Origin of the sequence: Amycolatopsis samaneae (assembly GCF_039541975.1) — a bacterium.
GTDB lineage: Bacteria > Actinomycetota > Actinomycetes > Mycobacteriales > Pseudonocardiaceae > Amycolatopsis > Amycolatopsis samaneae.
The window spans coordinates 1-19,169 of sequence record NZ_BAABHG010000012.1 but is presented as its reverse complement, the minus strand read 5'-3'; the positions used below and the strand labels follow the sequence as shown (position 1 = coordinate 19,169).

At 70.9% G+C, this 19,169-nt stretch carries 17 protein-coding genes; 8 read left to right on the top strand and 9 right to left on the bottom strand.

The genetic code is table 11. From position 1 onward, the window contains the following. Window positions 1–6: 6 nt before the first annotated feature. Window positions 7–1,215, bottom strand: coding sequence for an FAD-dependent monooxygenase (locus ABD987_RS29055; protein WP_345400811.1), 1,209 nt, complete (start codon window positions 1,213–1,215; stop codon window positions 7–9). 74 nt (window positions 1,216–1,289) lie between these two features. Between ABD987_RS29055 and ABD987_RS29050 the strand changes: the two genes are divergently transcribed. Beyond that, window positions 1,290–1,823: a TetR/AcrR family transcriptional regulator gene (locus ABD987_RS29050; protein WP_345400808.1), complete on the top strand. Its 534-nt coding sequence runs from the start codon at window positions 1,290–1,292 to the stop codon at window positions 1,821–1,823. Window position 1,824: 1 nt separating this feature from the next. Here ABD987_RS29050 and ABD987_RS29045 read toward each other — a convergent pair whose 3' ends face one another. The 6 genes from ABD987_RS29045 to ABD987_RS29020 all read right to left on the bottom strand — a co-directional run bounded on the left by ABD987_RS29045 (window position 1,825) and on the right by ABD987_RS29020 (window position 7,565). Next, the gene (locus ABD987_RS29045; RefSeq protein WP_345400805.1) at window positions 1,825–3,651 is read right to left on the bottom strand and encodes a glycoside hydrolase family 97 protein; all 1,827 of its coding nucleotides are present in this window, start codon (window positions 3,649–3,651) and stop codon (window positions 1,825–1,827) included. Window positions 3,652–3,867: 216 nt separating this feature from the next. Then, window positions 3,868–5,100, bottom strand: coding sequence for an RNA polymerase sigma factor (locus ABD987_RS29040; RefSeq protein WP_345400802.1), 1,233 nt, complete (start codon window positions 5,098–5,100; stop codon window positions 3,868–3,870). Beyond that, window positions 5,097–5,459, bottom strand: a complete 363-nt coding sequence (locus tag ABD987_RS29035) for a YciI family protein (protein ID WP_345400799.1) — start codon at window positions 5,457–5,459, stop codon at window positions 5,097–5,099. Before ABD987_RS29035 ends, ABD987_RS29040 begins: the two co-directional genes overlap by 4 nt. A 109-nt stretch (window positions 5,460–5,568) precedes the next feature. Beyond that, window positions 5,569–6,540 (bottom strand): LLM class flavin-dependent oxidoreductase, encoded by a 972-nt coding sequence (locus ABD987_RS29030; RefSeq protein ID WP_378214370.1) that lies wholly within the window; start codon window positions 6,538–6,540, stop codon window positions 5,569–5,571. After that, window positions 6,537–6,941 carry a hypothetical protein gene (locus ABD987_RS29025; RefSeq protein ID WP_345400794.1) on the bottom strand — a complete coding sequence of 135 codons (405 nt, stop codon included), beginning with the start codon at window positions 6,939–6,941 and terminating at the stop codon, window positions 6,537–6,539. Before ABD987_RS29025 ends, ABD987_RS29030 begins: the two co-directional genes overlap by 4 nt. Window positions 6,942–7,001: 60 nt before the next feature. Next, window positions 7,002–7,565, bottom strand: a complete 564-nt coding sequence (locus ABD987_RS29020) for an ArsR/SmtB family transcription factor (RefSeq protein WP_345400791.1) — start codon at window positions 7,563–7,565, stop codon at window positions 7,002–7,004. Between the two features lie 76 nt (window positions 7,566–7,641). Between ABD987_RS29020 and ABD987_RS29015 the strand changes: the two genes are divergently transcribed. Continuing rightward, entirely contained in the window at window positions 7,642–8,862 is a 1,221-nt protein-coding gene (locus tag ABD987_RS29015) for an MFS transporter (RefSeq protein WP_345400788.1), read from the top strand. Between the two features lie 17 nt (window positions 8,863–8,879). Here the strand turns inward: ABD987_RS29015 and ABD987_RS29010 are convergent, their stop codons facing one another. Next, window positions 8,880–10,256, bottom strand: coding sequence for a serine hydrolase domain-containing protein (locus ABD987_RS29010; protein ID WP_345400785.1), 1,377 nt, complete (start codon window positions 10,254–10,256; stop codon window positions 8,880–8,882). Window positions 10,257–10,372: 116 nt separating this feature from the next. Here ABD987_RS29010 and ABD987_RS29005 point away from each other — a divergent pair, with 116 nt between their 5' ends. The 6 genes from ABD987_RS29005 (at window position 10,373) to ABD987_RS28980 (ending at window position 18,154) form a co-directional block, all read left to right on the top strand. Next, complete coding sequence (locus tag ABD987_RS29005; RefSeq protein WP_345400782.1) at window positions 10,373–11,098, top strand: TetR/AcrR family transcriptional regulator; 726 nt, start codon at window positions 10,373–10,375, stop codon at window positions 11,096–11,098. Between the two features lie 62 nt (window positions 11,099–11,160). Beyond that, window positions 11,161–11,457 carry an ArsR/SmtB family transcription factor gene (locus tag ABD987_RS29000; RefSeq protein ID WP_345400779.1) on the top strand — a complete coding sequence of 99 codons (297 nt, stop codon included), beginning with the start codon at window positions 11,161–11,163 and terminating at the stop codon, window positions 11,455–11,457. Continuing rightward, window positions 11,454–11,843 carry a VOC family protein gene (locus ABD987_RS28995; protein ID WP_345400776.1) on the top strand — a complete coding sequence of 130 codons (390 nt, stop codon included), beginning with the start codon at window positions 11,454–11,456 and terminating at the stop codon, window positions 11,841–11,843. Before ABD987_RS29000 ends, ABD987_RS28995 begins: the two co-directional genes overlap by 4 nt. A 216-nt stretch (window positions 11,844–12,059) precedes the next feature. Then, window positions 12,060–13,835 (top strand): serine/threonine-protein kinase, encoded by a 1,776-nt coding sequence (locus tag ABD987_RS28990; RefSeq protein WP_345400773.1) that lies wholly within the window; start codon window positions 12,060–12,062, stop codon window positions 13,833–13,835. Between the two features lie 87 nt (window positions 13,836–13,922). After that, window positions 13,923–15,887: a bifunctional copper resistance protein CopD/cytochrome c oxidase assembly protein gene (locus ABD987_RS28985; RefSeq protein WP_345400770.1), complete on the top strand. Its 1,965-nt coding sequence runs from the start codon at window positions 13,923–13,925 to the stop codon at window positions 15,885–15,887. A 23-nt stretch (window positions 15,888–15,910) separates the two neighbouring features. Beyond that, on the top strand, window positions 15,911–18,154 hold the full coding sequence (locus tag ABD987_RS28980; protein ID WP_345400767.1) for a heavy metal translocating P-type ATPase: 2,244 nt from the start codon (window positions 15,911–15,913) through the stop codon (window positions 18,152–18,154). 261 nt (window positions 18,155–18,415) lie between these two features. Here the strand turns inward: ABD987_RS28980 and ABD987_RS28975 are convergent, their stop codons facing one another. After that, complete coding sequence (locus tag ABD987_RS28975) at window positions 18,416–18,970, bottom strand: hypothetical protein (protein WP_345400764.1); 555 nt, start codon at window positions 18,968–18,970, stop codon at window positions 18,416–18,418. Window positions 18,971–19,169 lie beyond the last annotated feature (199 nt).

Genomic DNA, 19,169 nt, shown 5'->3' with positions numbered 1-19,169 from the left:
CCTTTTTCAGGCGGAAATCAGGGCGGAGTAGTCCTTCACCTTCATCGACTCGTGCATGCGGAAGCCCTGCGTGTTCAGCCGTGCCAGCGCCTTGCCGATCCTCGAGGGCAGGGCGGACACGACCCGTGCGCCGGTGACCAGCCCCCACACCCCGAGCCGCGAGGCCGGGATCAGGGTCTTGGCCGCGGTCGCGGCGAACGCGCGGCTGGCCCGCACCAGTTCGGCCATTTCGCGTTCGTACGCGGCGAAAGCGCGGGTGTGGTCGCCGCGGGCCGCGGCGAGTTCCCCGGCCAGCACGTAGGCGCCCAGCACGGCGAGGCTGGTGCTGCCGCCGACGGCGGGGCCGGGACAGTAGCCCGCGTCGCCCACCAGCGTCACCCGCCCGCGCGACCAGGTGTCCATCCGCAGTTGCGTGATCGAGTCGAAGTAGAAGGCCGGGGTGTCCTCCAGTCGCCCCAGCCACGCGTCGACCTCGGTGTGCAGCCCGGTGAACGCCGCGCGCAGGAGTTCCTTCTGCCGTGCGACATCGCGGTGGTGGTAGTCGAGCGGCTCGCTGCGGAACAGGCACACCACCCGCGCGTCGCCGAGGTGCCGCGCGCCGTACATCCCGGCCATCCGCCCGGCGCCGAGGTGGTTGACGAACTCGCCGTCGAGGTTCCGGTCGTTGGGCACCGAAAGCACCGCGAGGTAGGCGCCGACGAACTCGCTGAACTCCGGCTCCTCGCCGAAGACGAGCCGCCGGACGTTCGAGTGCAGCCCGTCCGCGCCGACCACGATGTCGAACCGGCGTGGCGTGCCGTGGTCGAAGGTGACCTCGCCGTCGTCGGAGATCGACGTGATCGAATCGCCGAAGACGTACTCGACGTCGTCACGGGTGGCCTCGTAGTAGATCTCGCTCAGGTCGTCGCGCATGATCTCGAGGTGCCGATCCGAGGTCGCGCCGTAGATCTTCGTGAGATCCACCGACGTCGGCCGCGCGATCCCCTCGCGGTACACGGTCATCCGGTCGGTGCCGGTGGCCTTCGCTTCGAGCCGGGGCAGCACGCCCATCCGCTCGGAGATCTCCATGGCGGGCCGGAACAGATCGACCGCGTGTCCGCCCGTCTTGCGTAACTGGGGCGCGCGTTCCACGACGGTGACCGTGAACCCGTGGCGGGTGAGCCAGTAGGCCAGTACCGGTCCGGAGACGCTGGCGCCGGAGATGAGTACCTTCATGATTCCTCCTTACTTACCGGAAGGTAAGCGTAGCATGTGAACTGACCTTCCGGTAAGTAAGTTATTCTGGGTAGGTGGTGAAACCCTCCGGTACCAAGCAGCGCATCCAGGACGCCGCGCGCGAGCTCTTCACGAGCAAGGGCGTGCGCAACACCAGCCTGCAGGAGATCGCCGCCCGGCTCGGGATCACCAAGCCGGCGCTGTACTACCACTTCTCCTCCCGTGAGGAGCTGGTCCGCAGCATCGTGCAGCCGCTGATCGACGAGGGGGAGGCGTTCCTGCTCAGGCAGGAGGCGCTGGACGAGATCGCGCCGCGCGCGTTGTTCGAGGAGTACTTCGACTTCCACTACCGGCACCGTGAGCTGATCGTCCTGGTGATGAGCGAGCTGACGACGCTGTCCGAGCTCGGCCTGATCCGGATCGTGCTGGCCTGGCGGGAACGGCTCACCGTGCTGCTGACCGGCCCGGATCCCTCGCTGGCGCTGGCGGCCCGCGCGGTGATGGCGCTCGGCGGCCTCCAGGACTGCACCGTCCAGTTCCGCGACGCGCCGGAGGACGAACTGCGCGTGGCCGCGGTCGACGCGGCCTGCGCCGTGCTGGGCGGCTGAGCTACCGGCCGCAGCCCGCCACGCCGGGCGCGGGGTGACAGATCATCGTGACGAACCCGCCGTTCGCCTTGACCGGCAGGGTGATCCGGCTGTCCGGCTCGACGGGGAACGTGTCGCGCTCCAGTCCGCCGTCGCCGTCGCGCAGCAGTTCGGCCCGCCACGGGCCCGCGCCGAGGAAGTCCAGCGGCGCGGTCACCGTGGTCGCGGGACCGGCGTGGATGCCGCCGAGGAACCAGCGGGCGCCGGAGCGCCGCGCGAACACCGCGTCGTGGCCGGGCCGCCCGCTCAGCAGGCGGGTTTCGTCCCAGACCGTCGGGAGCTGATCGAGCGTCCGCAGCGCCTCGGGCCGCGCCTGGTAGTTCTCCGGTTTGTCCGCGGCGTGCTGCCAGCCGGATTCGTAGACGAAGAACGTCGCGACCTCGTGTGCCTCGGTGGTGTCCCGGTCGGACACGACGAACGCCGTCGGTGTGTAGTCCATGCTGCCGACCACGTTGCGGGTGAACGGGAACATCGTGTTGGTCGCCGCGCGGGTCCTGAACTGCTCGGCGCCGCGCACCGCCTCCATGCTCATCACGTGCGGCCAGGTCCGCTGGAGGCCACGGGGGATCGTCGCGCCGTGGAAGTTCACCATCAGCCGGTACCGCGCGGTGTCCGCGACCGTCTCGTCGTACCAGCGGAACCGCGCCTGGGTGTCGGAGTCCATGAAATCGATCTTGACCCCGGCCGCGCCCCACCGTTTCGCCCTGCCGAGGTTGATCGCCCGCTTCGCCGCAGTGTCCATAGTGGACCAGTGGTACCAGAGGAGCACGTCGACGCCGCGTGCCCGCGCATAGTCGATGACACCGGGCACCCAGGAGGGGTCCCAGCCCTCGTCGAGCAGTACGTACGGCCAGCCGTTGCGCGCGGCGAAGTCGATGAAGTCCTTCTGGCGCTTGGGGTCCTTCGGGCTGTCGTGCTCGGAGAGCCACGACCACGCCACCTTGCCCGGCCGGATCCAGGACGTGTCCGCCAGTTTCGCGGGCGGCGCCAGATCGTCGACGAGGGTGGATTCGGTCACCGCCGCGAGATCGCCGATGATCGCCACCCGCCACGGCGTCGGGCCTTCCGTGTGTACCTTGGCGTCGGCGAGCTTGATCCGGTACTCCCCGCCGCCGGTGTGCGTCAGCCGCGCGCCGGAGTACCGTCCGTCCACATCGGACTCGGTGAGCAGGGTGTAGGTACCGTCCGCCTCGAACAGCGACGGGAATCCGTAGTCGCCACGCGGCGCCCCCGCGGTGGTGCTCTCGAACCGGACGCCCTCGTAGTTCGGGGTGTAGGGCAGCAGCCACGCGGCCGCCGCCGGGGGCGGGGCGAAGGCGGACGTCTCGCCGGTCACCCGCACCCGGCCCGCGCCGGGCAGGTGATAGCGGTAGGCGACGCCGTCGGCCGCGGCGCGGACCACGACGTCGAGCCGGACGCCGTCCTCGTTCTCGAACGACAGCGTCGACTCCGCCGAGCGCGCGTGCCGGTGCAGGCGCTTGCCGGTGGTCATCGGGTACCACTCGTCGATCTTCCGGTCCGTGCGGCCGAGGAACCGCAGGCCGTGGCTGAGGTCGGCGGCCGTGGTCCGGATCCCCAGCGGCGCCGGGGCGAGGACCGGCCGTCCGCCGCGCGTGGCCGCGAACCGCAGGCCGCCGTCGGCGGCGCGGGAGACCTCGGCGGTCACGTCACCGGTGAGGCTGACCGTCCAGTGGTCCGTGGCGGAGGCGATGGTCGCGGTCAGGAGCGTGGCGGTGAGCGGGAGTGGCAGGAGCGCCGCCAGTGCGAGCAGGAACCGCCGGATCGCCACGGATTCTCCTTGTCCAGGGGGGAGACGGTCATCGTGCGGGAACGGTGTGTGCTCGGTCAATCGCACATCGGAGTGGCCGGGAGCGGCGTTTTCCCGGTCACCGGTACGGCGCGGATTCCGAGCGCGCGCTGCTGCGCCGTCGACGGCCCGTGGGGGCCTCCCTGAGGGAGCCAGAGTCCCTCAGGGAGGCCCCCACGGACCGCTGAGGGAAAGGGGTCAGCTCAGCCGGGCGGCGCGGGCTTCGAGATGGCGCCGCTCGGCGAGACTGGTCGTGATCCGCGCGGCTAGCCGGTAGCTTTCCAGCGCGCCCTCGATGTCGCCCGCCTTCTCTCGCAGGTGGGCCCGGACCGCGTGCAGCCGGTGGTGCCCGGAAATCCGGTCGTCTTCGTCCAAAGTGGACAGCAGCTCGAGCCCGGCCGCCGGGCCCCGCGTCTCGGCGAGCGCGACCGCGCGGTTGAGCGTCACCATCGGGTTGGGCGCGATCCGTTCGAGGATCTTGTACAGCGTGTGGACCTGGTGCCAGTCGGTGTCCTCGGCCTTCTCCGCGCTCGCGTGCGTCGCGGCGATCGCCGCCTGGAGCAGGTAAGGGCCCAGCGACGCGTGTTTCATGAGGTCGCCGATCAGCGCCGTTCCTTCGGCGAGCAGGCGGGCGTCCCAGCGGGTGCGGTCCTGCTCGGCCAGCGGGATCAGCTCGCCGGACGGGCCGGTGCGGGCGGCGCGGCGGGAGTCGGTCAGCAGCATCAGCGCGAGCAGCCCGGCGACCTCGGTGTCCGCGGGCAGCAGCCGCCGGACAAGGCGGGTCAGCCGGATGGCCTCCTGGGCGAGGTCGGCGCGGTGCAGGGTCTCCCCGGAGGACGCCGTGTAGCCCTCGTTGAAGATCAGGTAGAGGACCTGCAGGACGACGGCGAGACGTGCTTCGCGTTCGTCGGCCGCGGGCAGGGCGAACGTGCTGCCCGCGGCCTTGATGTTCTTCTTCGCCCTGCTGATGCGCGCGGCCATGGTGGCCTCGGGGACCAGGAAGGCGTGCGCGATCTCGGCGGTGGTGAGACCGCCGACGGCGCGCAGGGTGAGCGCGGTCTGGGACGCCGGGGTCAGCGTCGGGTGACAGCAGAGGAAGAGCAGGATCAACGTGTCGTCGGCGTCGGGGACGGCGTCCTCGGGGGCGCCGGTGTGCAGCGGGAGTGCCTGCGCGGTGGCGGTGTCCTCCCGCTGCCTGCGCGAGTGGTCCTTGCGGACCTGGTCGATCAGCCGCCGGGAGCCGACGGCGATCAGCCAGCCGCGCGGGTTGGCGGGCACGCCCTCGGCCGGCCACTGCGTCGCCGCGGCGAGCACCGCCTCCTGGACGGCGTCCTCGCACTCCTCGAACTGGCCGTAGCGGCGGGTGAGCACGCCGAGGACCTGCGGCGCCAGCTCGCGCAGCAGATCCTCGACCGCGGGTTCGACGTTCACAGATCCTGCCCGGCGGCGTGCATGACCGGACGGACCTCGACCCCCGCGACGCGCGCTTCGGGGATCCGGGCCGCCAGCTCGATCGCGCGGTCCCGGTCGTCGCAGTCGACGAGGTAGTAGCCGGAGAGGAACTCCGCGGCCGGGCGATAGGGGCCGTCGGCGACGACGGCCAGCCCGTCCCGGACCCGGACCACGGCGCTGCGTGACGGGTCGGCCAGCTCGTGGGCCAGGATCATTTCGCCGGACTCGGCGACCTCGTCCGCGAACTCTCCCTTGTCCTCCCGCATCGCGGCCCGCTCGGCCTCGGGCAGCGCTTCCCAGGCGGCGGGGTCCATGTGCGTGCTCAGCAGGAACTTCATCTCGACTCCCTGTGGTGACGGCCCGTGGCGGGCGCCTTCACCACTGGGTCGTGGCCGGCCGCGCCCGCTCGACATGCCGTCGCCGGAAATCTTGACACAGTTCGGGGGACTAGCGGAGTTCGGCGGCGATCGCCCCCGCCGCGGCGATGCCGTCCTCTTCGGGCTCGTCCGGCAGCGGCAGCAGGACCACCGAATCGCTCCCGGCCTCGTGCAGGTCCCGGACCCGCGCGGCGCAGCGGGCGAGGTCCCCGGACACGGTGAGGTGGTCGATCCACTCCGGCCGCAGCCGCTTCGCCAGCTCGTCCGTGCCGACGCCTTCGTCGACGAGCGCGAGGAGTTCCGCCCCGAAGGGCAGCGGCCGCAGATGCGCGGCGGTGCTGGGTTTGAGGCAGGCGGCCAGGGTTTTCCGGACGCGGTCCCGCGCGCGCCCGGCGTCCTCGTCCAGGGCGAGCCAGTTGTACGTGACGACCGTGTGCGGGCCGGGGGCGTTGATCGCGGCGCGGGCCGCGCGGACGTACTCCGGGGCGGCGGGCTCGGCGAGCACCGTGCCGTCGGCCGCCGCGCCGGAGACCGCGAGCGACTTCGGCCCGCGGACCCCGGCGAGCACCGGCGGCACGACCGAGGGCGGATAGTCCAGCTCCACCTCGTCGAGCCGGACGTACCGGCCCGCCACGGAAACCCGCTCACCCGCGAGCAGCCGCCGGATCGCGGTCAGCGTCTCCTCCAGCGCCGTCAGCGGGGACGCGGGGTAGGCGCCGATCTGCCGCATCCAGGCGGGGACGCCGTGGCCGATCCCGGCGATCAGCCTTCCCGGGTGCAGTGCGGCGAGCGTGGCGAGTTCCATCGCGGCGATGGCCGGGTTGCGCGCGACCGCGGGCAGCACACCGACGCCGACCGGGATCGTCCCGGTCGCGGCCAGTACGGTCGCCGCGGTGGCGACGCCGCCCGCGTAGAAGCAGTCTTCGACCACCCAGACCTCGTCGAGACCGGCCTGTTCCGCTTGACGTGCCAGTTCCGTCAGCCGTACCGGGGGCACTTCGCGGGAAATCCGGACGCCGACGCGTGCGGTGGTGGTCATCAGCCGTTCTCCTTCTGCTGTGCGGCGAGTGTGGGGAATACCCTGGCGAACGAGGCGAGGCTCTTGAACTCCTCACCGTTCAGCACCCGCCAGGCGACGCTGAAGGGCATCGCGGTCATGCCGTCGATCGACACGACGTAGGCGCCGCTCGTGTTCTCGTACTCGATCCATTGTCCACTGTAGACACGGACGAGGACCTCGCCGGTGTAGGCGCCGACGAGCTTCCACCACAGCTCCAGCCGCTCCCCGGCGAGCGGCCCGTCGGCGAGCAACTCGGCGCACACGGCGTCCAGCTCGGCGAGGCTCCGCACGGTCCAGTCGAGCTCGCGGTTGTGCTGCTGCGCCACCACCGTGACGCATTCGGAGGCGAGGCCGCGAAGGGCCTCGCTGGGCACTGTGGTCATGACCGGTGATCCTGCCAGCGCGCCCGCTGCGCGGCCATCGGATTTCCTTGCCGTGAAGGGCTATTCGGCAAGCCGGTGCAGGATGAACAGGCCGTTCACCGCGGGCCGGTCGAGGCGCTGGTCGTCGGTTGCGACGTATTCGTCGAGGACTTCGAGGATGCGACGGTCCAGCTCGGCGACCTCGTCGGGGGACAGGTGCAGCAGAAACCGTTCGTAGCTCTGGACGGCTGCCGGGCCCGCCTCTTCCAGTTCTTCCTGGAAGGCCGCCACCGGGGCGAACCGGGTCTCGGCGTCGAACTCGTTCAGCGGGCCGTCCAGCCACCACGTCTTCCCGACCGCGCGGTAGGGCTTTTCCAGGGCGCCGCTTTCCCCGGTGCGGACCGGCGCCTGCTCCAGTAGTCCCGCGCCCACCAGCTGCCGGACGTGGTAGAGCACAGTCCCCGGGTCGCGATCGAGGCGATCGGCGAGCTGTTTGTTCGTCAGCTCCTTCTGCTGGCACAGGCGCAGAATCCGCAGGCGCAGCGGATGGCCTGCCGCCTTCGCCTCCTTCGCTGTCGCCGGGCGGCGCCGGGGCCGCCCGGGGAACTCGGCCTCCGGCGAGGGGTCGGTCGCCTGATCGTTCATGGGGGCCACGTTAGCCCAGTGGTGGGCGTTCGACATATCGATGGACTTTTCTCCATCGATGTGTGATTCTCCATGGATGGGTGAAGCGGGGGTACGTCCGGCACGGCCGGGCTTGGGTGGGGACTATTGGCGGTTGTGGGCCTCGGCGGGTTTGTCGAGCCTGGCCGACGGCGTGGTCAAGCATGCGCTGCCGCTGGTGGCGATCGTTTTCACCAGGTCACCGGCCCTGATCGCGGGAGTGTCGTTGGCCTTCACGCTGCCGTGGCTGGTGTGCGCGCTGCCCGTCGGTGCGCTGGTCGACCGGCTCGACCGGCGCCGCGCGATGCTGGTGGCCCACGTCGGCCGGGCGGCGTTGCTCGCCGGTCTCGTCCTAGCGCTGGCGTTCGATCTCGGTTCGATCTGGGTGCTGTACGTCGTCGCCGTCTGCGTCGGTGTCGCCGAGACGGTCTACGACACCGCGGCACAGTCGATCATGCCGCAGGTGGTCGGACGCGAGTACCTCGCGCGAGCCAACGGCCGCCTGTACGGGATCGAGCTGACGGCCAACGAACTCGTCGGTCCGCCGCTGGCCGGATTCCTCGTGGCGATCGGCGCGCTGGTCGCGTTCGGGGCGCCGGTGGCGTTGTGGGCGGTCGCGATCGCCGGGCTGCTGCTGCTTCGTGGCGGGTTCCGGATCCACCGGGAGCAGCGGTCCACACTGCGCGCCGATATCGCCGAAGGGCTAAGGTTTCTTTGGCGGCAACGGATTCTACGTGCCTTCGCGATCATGGTCGGGGTGTTCAACTTCGCCACCGGCGCGGTGTGGGCCGTGCTCGTGCTCTATGCGGTCGGACCGGACTCCGCGATGAAGCTGTCCACGCCGGGCTTCGGGTTCCTGATGGCGGCGGTCGCCATGGGGAGCGGGGTGGGCTCGCTGCTCGCGGAACGCGCCGAGCGGGTGCTCGGCCGGGCGCGTTCGCTCGCCGTGGCGTTCGGCTGCGCCGCTGTGCTGCTGGGGATTCCCGCGCTCACCGCGCATCCGCTCGTCGTCGGCACTGCCTTCTTCGTCGGTGGCGCGGGAATCGTCGTCGCGAACGTCGTCATGGTTTCGCTGCGTCAGCGGATCACGCCCGATCGGCTGCTCGGACGGCTCAACAGCGCGCACCGGCTCGTCGCCTGGGGAACGAAGCCGCTGGGCGCGCTCGTCGGCGGGTTCCTGGCGCAGCTGTGCGGGCTGTCCGCGGTGTTCGTGACCATGAGCGTGCTCGTGCTCGCCCTGACCGTCGGCACGCGGGTGGTGACCGACGAGTCCACCTGACCGTCCACAGTGGCCGTTCAGGAGACCTTGGGGGCGGCCCGCATGCCGATGTAGACGCAGCCGGTGCCGTCGGTCAGTGTCGAGAACACCACCGGCATCCAGTCCTCGCTGAACGCGCCGCCGCCCGCGACGGCGAACACCGTGTCCGAGATCGGCACGAGAGTTTCCTCGATGGGCGGCGAAAGGTCCTTCATGCCGTCGACGAACTCGTACACCAGGTGCGGGGCACCGTCGCGTTCGGACACGGTGATGACGACGCCTTCCCGCCGGTAGGTGCCGGCGATCGGGGTGAGGTCCACCTGGGGCGGCTCGGGTGCGGGACCGAAGTCCGCGGGCATCGTGACCCCGGCGAGTTCGCCGAGCAGTTCGCGGAAAAGGGCCGCGTAGAGCCGCCGCGCGCCGCCGCCGTTGGTCAGCAGAACCACCGCCACCCCGGCCGACGGGACCACCCGCAGGTAGCCGTATTGCCCGATCGTCGCGCCGTCGTGGCCGAAGCCCGGGACGCCGTCCCAGTCGTACAGCGTCCAGCCCAGGCCCCAGCCGTCGGAGCTGACCGTCCACTTGTCCGGGGTGTCGGTCTCGCGGCGCTGCATGGCTTCGACGGTTTCCGTTGCCAGCAAACGGGTTCCGTCCGACGCGATGCCACCGTCGAGGTGCGTCTTCGCGACCCGGAGGACGTCCGCGGCGGTGGCGCACAGGACACCGCCGTAGGGGCCCGCCGAGCGGGGCAGGGGATTCCACTGCGGCGCCGGGTCGGGCTCGGTGCCGGGCTCGCCGGAATGCCCCATCGCGGCGCGGAAGCGCAGGACGTCCTCCGGCAGGGTCACCGTGTGCGTGAGCCCGAGCGGGGCGCACAGCCGTTCCTGGAGCGCGGCGTCCCAGGTCTGCCCGGTCAGCACCTCGACGATGCGGCCGAGCACGTTGTAGCCGACGCTGCTGTACGAGATCGCGGTACCGGGCGGGCAGTCCAGCGGGACGTCCTTCGCGGCCTCGACGTAGCGGGCCAGGCAGTCGTCGCCGCGCCCGGTGTCATGGGTGAAGTCGCAGGTGAGGCCGCTCGTGTGGGACAGCAACTGCCGCGTCGTGATCGTTCGTGACGCCTCGGGGTCGGCGACGGTGAACTCCGGCAGCACGTCCCGGACGGGCGCGTCCAGGTCCAGCTCGCCCGCTTCGGCCAGCTGCATCACCAGCGTGGCGGTGTGGATCTTGGTGATCGAGCCGACCTGGAACACCGAGTCGGTCGTCGTCTCGACGCCGGTGCCGCGGTGCAGGACGCCGCTGGCCAGTTCGTGGATCTCGCCGTCGGCGAGGACGGCCAGTGACGCGCCGGGGACGTGATGGGCGGCGCGCAACAGGTCGAGCCGGGTCTGCCAGTGAGCGCGGTCGAAGGTCATCGGAAGCTCCTTGCGTACGGTGTTCTCGTCTTGCGCACACTGTACGCACGAGGATGGGTGTGCGCAACTGCGCACGGTGTGCGCTAGCCTGGCCGGAGGCGGAACGAGGAGGTCAGATGCCGGAAAAGCAGCCGATTCCTTCGGCGTGGACGCGGCCGAAGCGGCACCGGGAGCAGCCGGCGCTCAGCCGGGAGCACATCGTGTCCGAGGCGGTGAAACTCCTGGACGCCGAAGGCATCGACGCGCTGAGCATGCGCCGGCTCGGCGCTCGGCTCGGGGCGGGCGCCACGTCGCTCTACCGGCACGTGGCCAATCGGGACGAGCTGATCGAGCTGGTCGTGGACGAGGTCTACGGCGAAATCGAGGTGCCCGGTCCCGAGGATCTGGAGAGCTGGCGGGTCGCGGTGATCGTCTGCGCGCACGGCGCCAGAGCGGCGATCCTGCGGCACCCCTGGCTGGTTTCCGTGCTCGGCCAGGCCGGGCTGGCCTACCTCGGGCCGAACGTGCTGCGTCTCAACGACCGGATGCTCGCCCTCTTCGAGGCGGCGGGCTTCGGCACCCGCGAGGCCGATCAGGCCCTCGGCACGGTCATGGCCTACGTCATCGGGATCGGGATCAGCGAGGCGGCGACGCTGACGATGCTCGGCAGGAGCGGTCAGGACGAACGGGAGTGGCAGGACCGGCTGCGGCCGGCCGCGGAGGAGGCCGCGCGGGACTATCCGCGACTGCTGGACCAGTTCGCCGAGCACGCGCGCGAGGATCCGCGGAAGATCCGGGACGACGATTTCGCCTACGGGCTCGAACGCATTCTCGACGGCTTGGAGAACCGCCCCGCCTCGTAGTTGCCCCACGGGCGGGTGAGTCCGGTTGACAGGCAAGTGGCGGCTTGCCTATAACGGGGGATGTGGACGCGGACCCCGATCTGTTCAAGGCCATCGGCGACGCGACGCGGCGCATCATCCTGGACGAACTGACCGAAAGGGACGGTCAGACGTTGTTCGAGCTCTGCGGAAGGCTGACGATGAAGCACGGTCTGGCGTCCTCACGCCAGGCCATTTCGCAGCATCTCGCCGTGCTCGAACAGGCCGGGCTGGTGCGTGCCAGGCGGCAAGGCCGCTACAAGTTCCACCATCTCGACACGAGCCCGCTGCGCTCGATCGTCGAGCGGTGGCCCATCGACCGAGAGGCACCGAACCCATGATCCGGATCAACATCACCAGCGTGTTCGTCGACGACCAGGCCAAGGCGCTCGCCTTCTACACCGAAAAACTGGGATTCCAGAAGAAAACCGACGTGCCCGCCGGCAGCGCCCGCTGGCTCACCGTGGTTTCGGCCGCCAATCCGGACGGCGTCGAGCTGCTGCTGGAGCCGGACGGCCACCCGGCGGCGGGCCCGTTCAAGAAGGCGCTGGTCGCCGACGGCATCCCGTTCACCCAGTTCGCCGTGGACGACGTGTACGCCGAGGTCGAGCGGCTCAAGGGGCTGGGCGTCGAGTTCACCCAGGAGGCGACCGACATGGGCCCGGTGGTCACCGCCGTCTTCGACGACACCTGCGGCAACCTGATCCAGCTCGCCGCCATGAAGTAGCCCGCGCCCCGCCCTTCCCGGCGGATCGGTGCCCAGCCTCCGAACGGCCCGTACCGGCAGCGGACCTGACGTTCGCCCACATGGAGTCTTTGCCCGGTGGGACACCGGCAGAAACCCGCCGCTGCTCTAAGGTGAAGGCTGCTGCCACCGCACCTCGGCACCCCAGGGGTGTAAAAGGTGCCCGATCGCACTCGGGCGCGGTGTCGGGGAGGGAACGTGCGTGCTGGTGAGCTGGTCGGTGCTCGTTACCGGCTGGAGAAGAAAATCGGTTCGGGCGGGATGGGCGTGGTCTGGCGCGCCGTCGACGAGAAGCTGGGCCGCGTGGTCGCGCTCAAACGCGCGCTGGCCGCGGACAACGCGCAGGATTCCTGGCGTGCCAGGCAAATACGGCGTGAAGCGAAAATCGTGGCACTGCTCAATCATCCGAATGTGGTGACCCTGCACGATCTGGTGGACCACGACGGTGAGCTGTGGCTGGTGATGGAATACCTTCCCACCCGGAGCTTGGCCGAAATCGGTACCCTGCCCGCGGAACAGGTGGCACGTATCGGCGCGCAACTCGCCGGCGCGCTGGAGGCGGTGCACGCCGCGGGCGTGGTACACCGGGACGTCAAGCCAAGCAATGTGCTCGTGACCGAGGACGGCCGGGCCAAGCTGACCGATTTCGGGATCTCACGGGCGAACTACGGCGACACGACTTTGGCGCACAGCGTCGAGATCGCCGGAACACCGGGCTATCTCGCCCCCGAGGTGGCCGACGGGGCGGACGCCACCTCGGCCTCGGATGTCTTCTCACTGGGTGCCACGCTCTTCACCGCACTCGAAGGCGTTTCCCCGGTCGGCAGCGCGGGCAACCCGCTGGTTCTGGTACGCCGTGCGGCGAACGGCGAGATCGCCACCCCGCACCGGGGCGGGGAGTTGTCCGCGGTGCTGTCCGCGTTGCTGCGCCGCAAGCCGTCCAGGCGACCCGACGCCGCGCGAGCCAGGCAGCTGCTCGAAGAAATCGTCGCTCGCCCGCGAAACCACGATCGGCCGATATCGGCCTCCACGATCGCGGCCGCGGTGATCACCGTGGTGGTGCTGGGAAGCGCGGCGGGTTCCGCTCCTCCACGGCCCGCCGGTCCTGGCGCGCGTTCGCGCCCGGAGGCGTTGTTCACCATCGGCGAACCCCGGACCGCGGATCCGTGCGCGCTGACCAGCACGGCCGAGCTGGCCCGCTTCGGTGACACCGAGCCGGACAACGGCTACGGAAACTTCAATCAGTGCCACGTGTTCGTGCGCACCCGCGCCGGAGCCACCGTTGACGTCATAGCGCAGCTGGACCCGTCGACGACGAAACGCCAGTATCCGGGGAAAACCGAAGAACACGGCGCGCTCACGATCGTCCGCCACCAGCCCACCGACATCGAATGCAGCCGGACGATCCTGCTCGCCGACAGGACCCACGTCGTGCTCAGGGCACAGGTGCGGGACCACGCGGCCGCGGACCTGTGCCCGATGGCGGACGCGGCGACGACGAGCGCGATGGCCGTCCTCGTCCGGGGAGTCTTCCCCCGGCGGACGACCCCGTTCGCCGACACGTCGCTGGCGCAGCTGGACGCCTGCGCGCTGGTGGACCCCGGCACGCTCGGCCGGTTCCCCGGCGTCGACGCGCTGCGTCCCGAAATCGGTTTCGGCGGATGGGAATGTCGCTGGCGAAGCACGACCATTTCGGCCACGCTCCTGGTCATCTTCAAGCGAAGCCCGCCGCTGACCGCGGAGGACGGCCGTCCCACCCGCTTCGGCGGCCGGGAAGCCTACGTCAAACCGGGCGGCTACGGGGTTCGTTCGTGCGTTGCCCGGATAGTCCATCGCGAGTACTCGGGCCTCGGCACGAGGTCGAGATTCGAACTGCTGGAGGTCGTGATCCTCAGCCCGCTACCGCCCGAAGAACTGTGCCGGATGGTGAACGGTATCGCCGGCCCCATCGCCGCCAATCTGCCACCCGCCTAGCGGTCCGAGCGATCCACGCCCGGGTGAGCGCCGTCACCCCGGCGATCTTCCGGGAACTCGAAGCGCCCGGCAGCCGACATCTGGAGGGTGCGGACAACCGAATCCTCCCCGGCACCGCCGCGCCGGTACCCCGCCGTGCTCCTGCCCGCGGTCTGGCTGGCGGGCCTCGCCGTCGTCCTGCTCGTGGTGGCGCTCGCCGGGAACGTCTACGCCCTGCTCGGGGACAGCGACCCCGGCGCGCTGACGGCGTTCGGCTTCGGGACGGTCCGGTTCGCGGCGGACGCCGCCGGTGCCGTCACCGCCGGATCGCTGGTGTTCGCGGCCTTCGTGGCGCCGGGACAACGGGGCGGATTCCTGGCGGCGGAGGCGTTCGGCGCGGTGCGCCTGGCGGCGTGGGCCGCGTCCGGCTGGGTGGCGGTGGCGTTGCTCGCGGTGCCGTTCTCCGCCGCGGACGTCTCCGGTCAGCCGGTGCGGCGGATGCTCGACCCCGGCGTCCTCCTGTCCACTGTGGACGCCGCGGAGGAGCCGAAGGCGTGGCTGTGCGTGCTGGCCGCCGCGCTCGTGGTGTCGTTGCTGTGCTGGTTCACGCTCCGCTGGACCACGGTGGTGCTCGGGGTCGTCGTGGCGCTGGCCGGGCTGCTTCCGCCGGTGGTGGCCGGGCACGCGTCGGTCGGCGCCGGGCACGACTTCGCCACCAACGCCCTGCTCTGGCACGTTCCGGCGGCGAGCGTCTGGGCCGGATCGCTGGTCGCGCTGCTCGCCTGCCTCCGGCGTGCGAAACGGGCGAATCGGCCCGACGCGCTGATTCTCCGCCGCTACCACCGGCTTTCGCTGCTCTGCTTCGTCGTGGCCGGCCTGTCCGGCGCGGTCGCCGGGCTGGTCATCGCCCGCCCCGCCGGGCTGTGGAGCGGATACGGGCTGCTGCTGGGCATCGACGTCGTGCTGCTCGCCCTGCTCGGGCTGCCGGTCTTCCTGCTGCGGCGACGCGCCGCGGCACGGCCGGGCCGGATCCTGCTCACCGAACTCCTGCTGCTCGCCATCGCGACGGGCACTTCGGCGGGGCTGACCCATCTGGTGCCGCCCTCGTTCCTGGCGAATCCGGCCACGGTGCAGGAAAACCTGCTCGGCTACAACCTCGACGAACCCCCGTCCGCGGCCGGGTTGCTCTTCGGCTGGCGGTTCGACCTGCTTTTCGGGGTCGCCGCGATCATCGCGATCGTCGCGTATCTCCTGGGCGTCCGCAGGCTGCGCCGCCGCGGGGACGACTGGCCGATCCAGCGCGTCATTTCCTGGTGCGCGGGCTGGATCGTGGTGCTGATCGCGACCTCGTCCGGGCTCGGGCCGTACGCCTCGGGCGCCTTCAGCACGCACATGATCACGCACATGACGCTGAACATGCTGGCCCCGGTGCTGCTCGTGCTCGGCGGCCCGGCCACCCTCGCGCTGCGGGCGCTCCCGGCGGCGGGGAAGGACACGCCGCCCGGCCCGCGTGAATGGCTTGTCGCGCTGCTGCATTCCCGGGTGGCGCGGATCGTCGGGAATCCCGCGCTCGCGGCGGTGGTGTTCGTCGGCTCGTTCTACGCGCTGTACTTCACCGATCTGTTCGGCGAGGCGATGCGGTACCACTGGGCGCACCAGCTGATGAACCTGCACTTCGTTCTCGCCGGGTACACGTTCTTCTGGCTCGTCATCGGCGTCGACCGACCGCCGCGCCCGCTGCCGCACCTGGCCAGGCTCGGCATGCTCTTCGCGGTCATGCCGTTCCACGCGTTCTTCGGCGTGATCCTGATGAACAAGCAGGTCGTGATCGCCGAAACGTTCTACCGCTATCTTTCCCTTCCCTGGGCCGGAGATCTGCTCACCGATCAGCGGCTCGGCGGAGGGATCGCCTGGGCCACCGGGGAAATCCCGATGGTGATCGTGGTGGTCGCGCTGCTCGCGCAGTGGGCCCGCGCCGACGAACGCGAAGCCAAACGCATCGATCGCTCCGGCGAAGACGATTTCGCCGCCTACAACGCCATGCTCGCCGAACTCGCCGACCAGCGACGCTGAAACCCCACGGAGTCACCGAAAAGATGACCACGACGACGACCACCGCGACGACCCCGGTCCGCACGGTCGAGCTGACCGTGTCCGGCATGACCTGTGCCGCCTGCTCGGCCCGGGTGGAACGCACGCTCAACAAGCTCGACGGCGTCCGCGCCTCGGTCAACTACGCCACCGAGCGCGCCACCGTCCAGGCGCCGGGGGACGTGGCCGACGACGTCCTGCTCGGCCGGATCCGCAAGGCCGGGTACGAGGCGAGGCTCCGGGGCGAGGACGACGCCGACCTCGGCACGGCCAGGGTCGCGGACCTGCGGCGGAGGCTCGTCGTGGCCGCCGTGCTGGCCATCCCGCTCGGCAACCTGTCCATCACGCTCGCGCTGGTGCCCTCGCTGCGGTTCCCCGGCTGGCAGCTGCTGTGCCTCGCGCTCGCGTTCCCGGTGGTGTTCTGGTCCGCGCTGCCCTTCCACCGCGCGGCGCTGCGGAACCTGCGGCATCGATCGTCCAGTATGGACACTCTGGTTTCGCTCGGCGTGCTCGCGTCGTTCGCCTGGTCCGCATGGGCGACGGTGTTCGGCGGGCACGAGGCGGGCTACTGGATCGGCTTCGGCCCCACCGCGGCCGGGGCGGACGCGATCTACCTCGACGTCGCCGCGGGCGTGACCACCTTCCTGCTCGCCGGTCGCTACTTCGAGAGCCGTTCGCGGCGCAGTGCCGCCGGGCTGCTCGCCGCGCTGGACGCGCTCGCCGCCAAGGACGTCCGCGTGCTGCGTGACGGCGTCGAGCATCTGGTCCCGATCGGCGAACTCGCCGTCGAGGATCTCTTCGTGGTCAAGCCGGGGGAGTCCGTCGCCGCCGACGGCGTCGTCGACAGTGGACTGTCCACAGTGGATGTCAGCGCGGTGACCGGTGAACCGGTGCCCGCCGAGGTCGGGCCGGGCGACCGCGTGATCGGCGCCGGGATCAACCGCGACGGACGCCTTGTCGTCCGGGCGACCGCGGTCGGCGCGCACACCCAGCTCGCGCAGATGACCGCGCTCGCCGAGCGCGCGCAGGCCCGCAAGGCCAACGTGCAGCGCCTCGTCGACCGGATCTGCGCGGTGTTCGTCCCGGTCGTGCTCGGCCTGGCCGCGCTCACCCTCGCGGGCTGGCTGCTGACCGGGCAGCCGGTGCGGGACGCGTTCACCGCCGCGGTGTCGGTGCTCATCATCGCCTGCCCCTGCGCGCTCGGCCTGGCGACGCCGACCGCGTTGATGGCCGGGGTCGGCCGGGGCGCCCAGCTCGGCATCCTGATCAAGGGGCCGGACGCGCTGGAGGCGAGCCGTTCGGTCGACACCGTGGTGCTGGACAAGACGGGCACGGTCACCACCGGCCGGATGACGGTCACCGGGCACTACCCCGCGGACGGCTTCACCTCGGGCGAGCTGCTGCGATGGGCCGGCGCGGTGGAGGCGGGTTCCGAGCACGCGATCGCGACGGCCGTCGTCACCGCGGCGAAGGCCGAGCTGCCGGACCTGCCCGAGGTCACGGACTTCACCGCGCTGCCGGGACTCGGCGCGCAGGGAATCGTCGAGGGCCGCGAGATCAGGATCGGCAGCCCGCGGCTGTTCCCCGACGTGCCGGAGGACGTCGGGGAACAGCTCGCCGCCGCCGAGGGCGAAGGGGCGACGGCGGTCCTCGTCGCGGTGGGCGGCCGGATCGCCGGGCTGCTGATCGTCCGCGACGTCGTCAAGCCGTCCGCGAAGGCCGCGGTGGCCGCGCTGCACGAACTCGGTCTGCGGACGGTCCTGCTGACCGGGGACAACGAAACCGCGGCCCGGGTCGTCGCGGCCGAGATCGGCGTGACCGACGTCCGCGCCGGGGTGCTCCCGGCGGAGAAGGCCGAAGCCGTCGAGGCGCTGCGTGCCCAGGGCGCGCGGGTCGCGATGGTCGGCGACGGCATCAACGACGGCCCCGCGCTCGCGACCGCCGACCTCGGCATGGCGATGGCCAGGGGCAGCGACATCGCGCTGCGCTCGGCCGACGTCGTGCTGGTGCGTGACGACCTGCGTGTCGTGCCCGACGCGATCCGGCTGGCGAACCGGACGCTGCGGGTCATCCGCGGCAACCTGGTGTGGGCCTTCGGCTACAACGTCGCGGCGATTCCGCTGGCCGCGCTCGGCTTGCTGAACCCGCTCATCGCGGGCGCGGCGATGTCGCTGTCCTCGGTGCTGGTGGTCTCGAACAGCCTGCGCCTGCGCTCCTTCGAGGGAAGCCAGGTGAGCGCAGGTCTCTGAAGGCCACCTTCAGGGACTTAGAGTCTCTGAAGGTGGCCTTCAGAGACCAGGGCGCTCGAAGCCAGTGGGACCGGTCGGGAAGCCCGGTGGTCATGCGCCCCAATGTGGCGTTCGGTGCGTCCAACGCACCGAACGCCACATTCGCTGCGTCCAACGCACCCAATGCCACATTGGGGCGCTCGACCTCGCGGAGAGGGGCCGGGCTGGGAAAAGTGCCTCTGAAGGCCACCTTCAGGGACCTGAAGTCCCTCAAGGTGGCCTTCAGAGGCCGGCGACAACTGTGGTGACGGTGTCGGCGATGGTCTCGGCGGTCAGGGCCTGCGCCGGGTCGCACCAGCAGTGCCAGCTGAGTTCACCGCTGTCGGCGAGGCGGGCCTCACCGCGGGACGGCCGGGTCGGGTCGGACACGGCCAGCTCGACGTAGACGCGCCAGGCCACCGAGTCCTCGCTCACGACCAGGCGCACCGTCAGGCCGAGGGCGTGCAGCGCGGCGCCGACCGTGCGGCGCGGGGTGTCCTGCGGCACCGGGGAAAAATCCAGCCCGGCGAGGTCCTCCGCGCCGATCAGCAGCAGGAGCGTCCGGATGACGCGGACCGGGTCCTCGCGCTGGGCCGGGGGCAGCCGGAAGGCCCACATCACCTGCCCGCAGGCGTCGGCGTAGAGCTCGCCCTCGGTGCCGGGCAGACGTAGCCAGTGCTCCTCCTCGACCGTCGACGGGATTCCCCGTTCCGCGAGCCGGTCCGCGACAATCCGGGCGACGGGGCGGTCGTCGACGTCCCCGGCGGTGCCGGTGGCCTGGGTCAAGGTGGCGGGCATGGGTGATTCTCCTTTGTTTTTCCCGAACGCGGGCCCTTTCGGTTCCGCGCTGTCCACTCTCGCCGCGCCGGGCTAGTGTCCTGCGCCAGGAATCCGGTCAAGATATGAGGTGAGGCGGTCGAGGATCTCGTCGGCGTCTTTGGTCCACACGAATGGTGCGGGATTCTCGTTCCAGGTCGTGATCCAGTCGCGGATGTCG

Excerpts from the sequence above, each read along its gene's own strand:
- ABD987_RS29005 (WP_345400782.1), top strand. The coding sequence starts at position 10,373 with ATGCCGGAAAAGCAGCCGATTCCTTCGGCGTGGACGCGGCCGAAGCGG.
- ABD987_RS29025 (WP_345400794.1), bottom strand. The coding sequence starts at position 6,941 with ATGACCACAGTGCCCAGCGAGGCCCTTCGCGGCCTCGCCTCCGAATGC.
- ABD987_RS28980 (WP_345400767.1), top strand. The coding sequence starts at position 15,911 with ATGACCACGACGACGACCACCGCGACGACCCCGGTCCGCACGGTCGAG.
- ABD987_RS29015 (WP_345400788.1), top strand. The coding sequence starts at position 7,642 with ATGGGTGAAGCGGGGGTACGTCCGGCACGGCCGGGCTTGGGTGGGGAC.
- ABD987_RS29035 (WP_345400799.1), bottom strand. The coding sequence starts at position 5,459 with ATGAAGTTCCTGCTGAGCACGCACATGGACCCCGCCGCCTGGGAAGCG.
- ABD987_RS28995 (WP_345400776.1), top strand. The coding sequence starts at position 11,454 with ATGATCCGGATCAACATCACCAGCGTGTTCGTCGACGACCAGGCCAAG.
- ABD987_RS29055 (WP_345400811.1), bottom strand. The coding sequence starts at position 1,215 with ATGAAGGTACTCATCTCCGGCGCCAGCGTCTCCGGACCGGTACTGGCC.
- ABD987_RS29020 (WP_345400791.1), bottom strand. The coding sequence starts at position 7,565 with ATGAACGATCAGGCGACCGACCCCTCGCCGGAGGCCGAGTTCCCCGGG.
- ABD987_RS29010 (WP_345400785.1), bottom strand. The coding sequence starts at position 10,256 with ATGACCTTCGACCGCGCTCACTGGCAGACCCGGCTCGACCTGTTGCGC.
- ABD987_RS28975 (WP_345400764.1), bottom strand. The coding sequence starts at position 18,970 with ATGCCCGCCACCTTGACCCAGGCCACCGGCACCGCCGGGGACGTCGAC.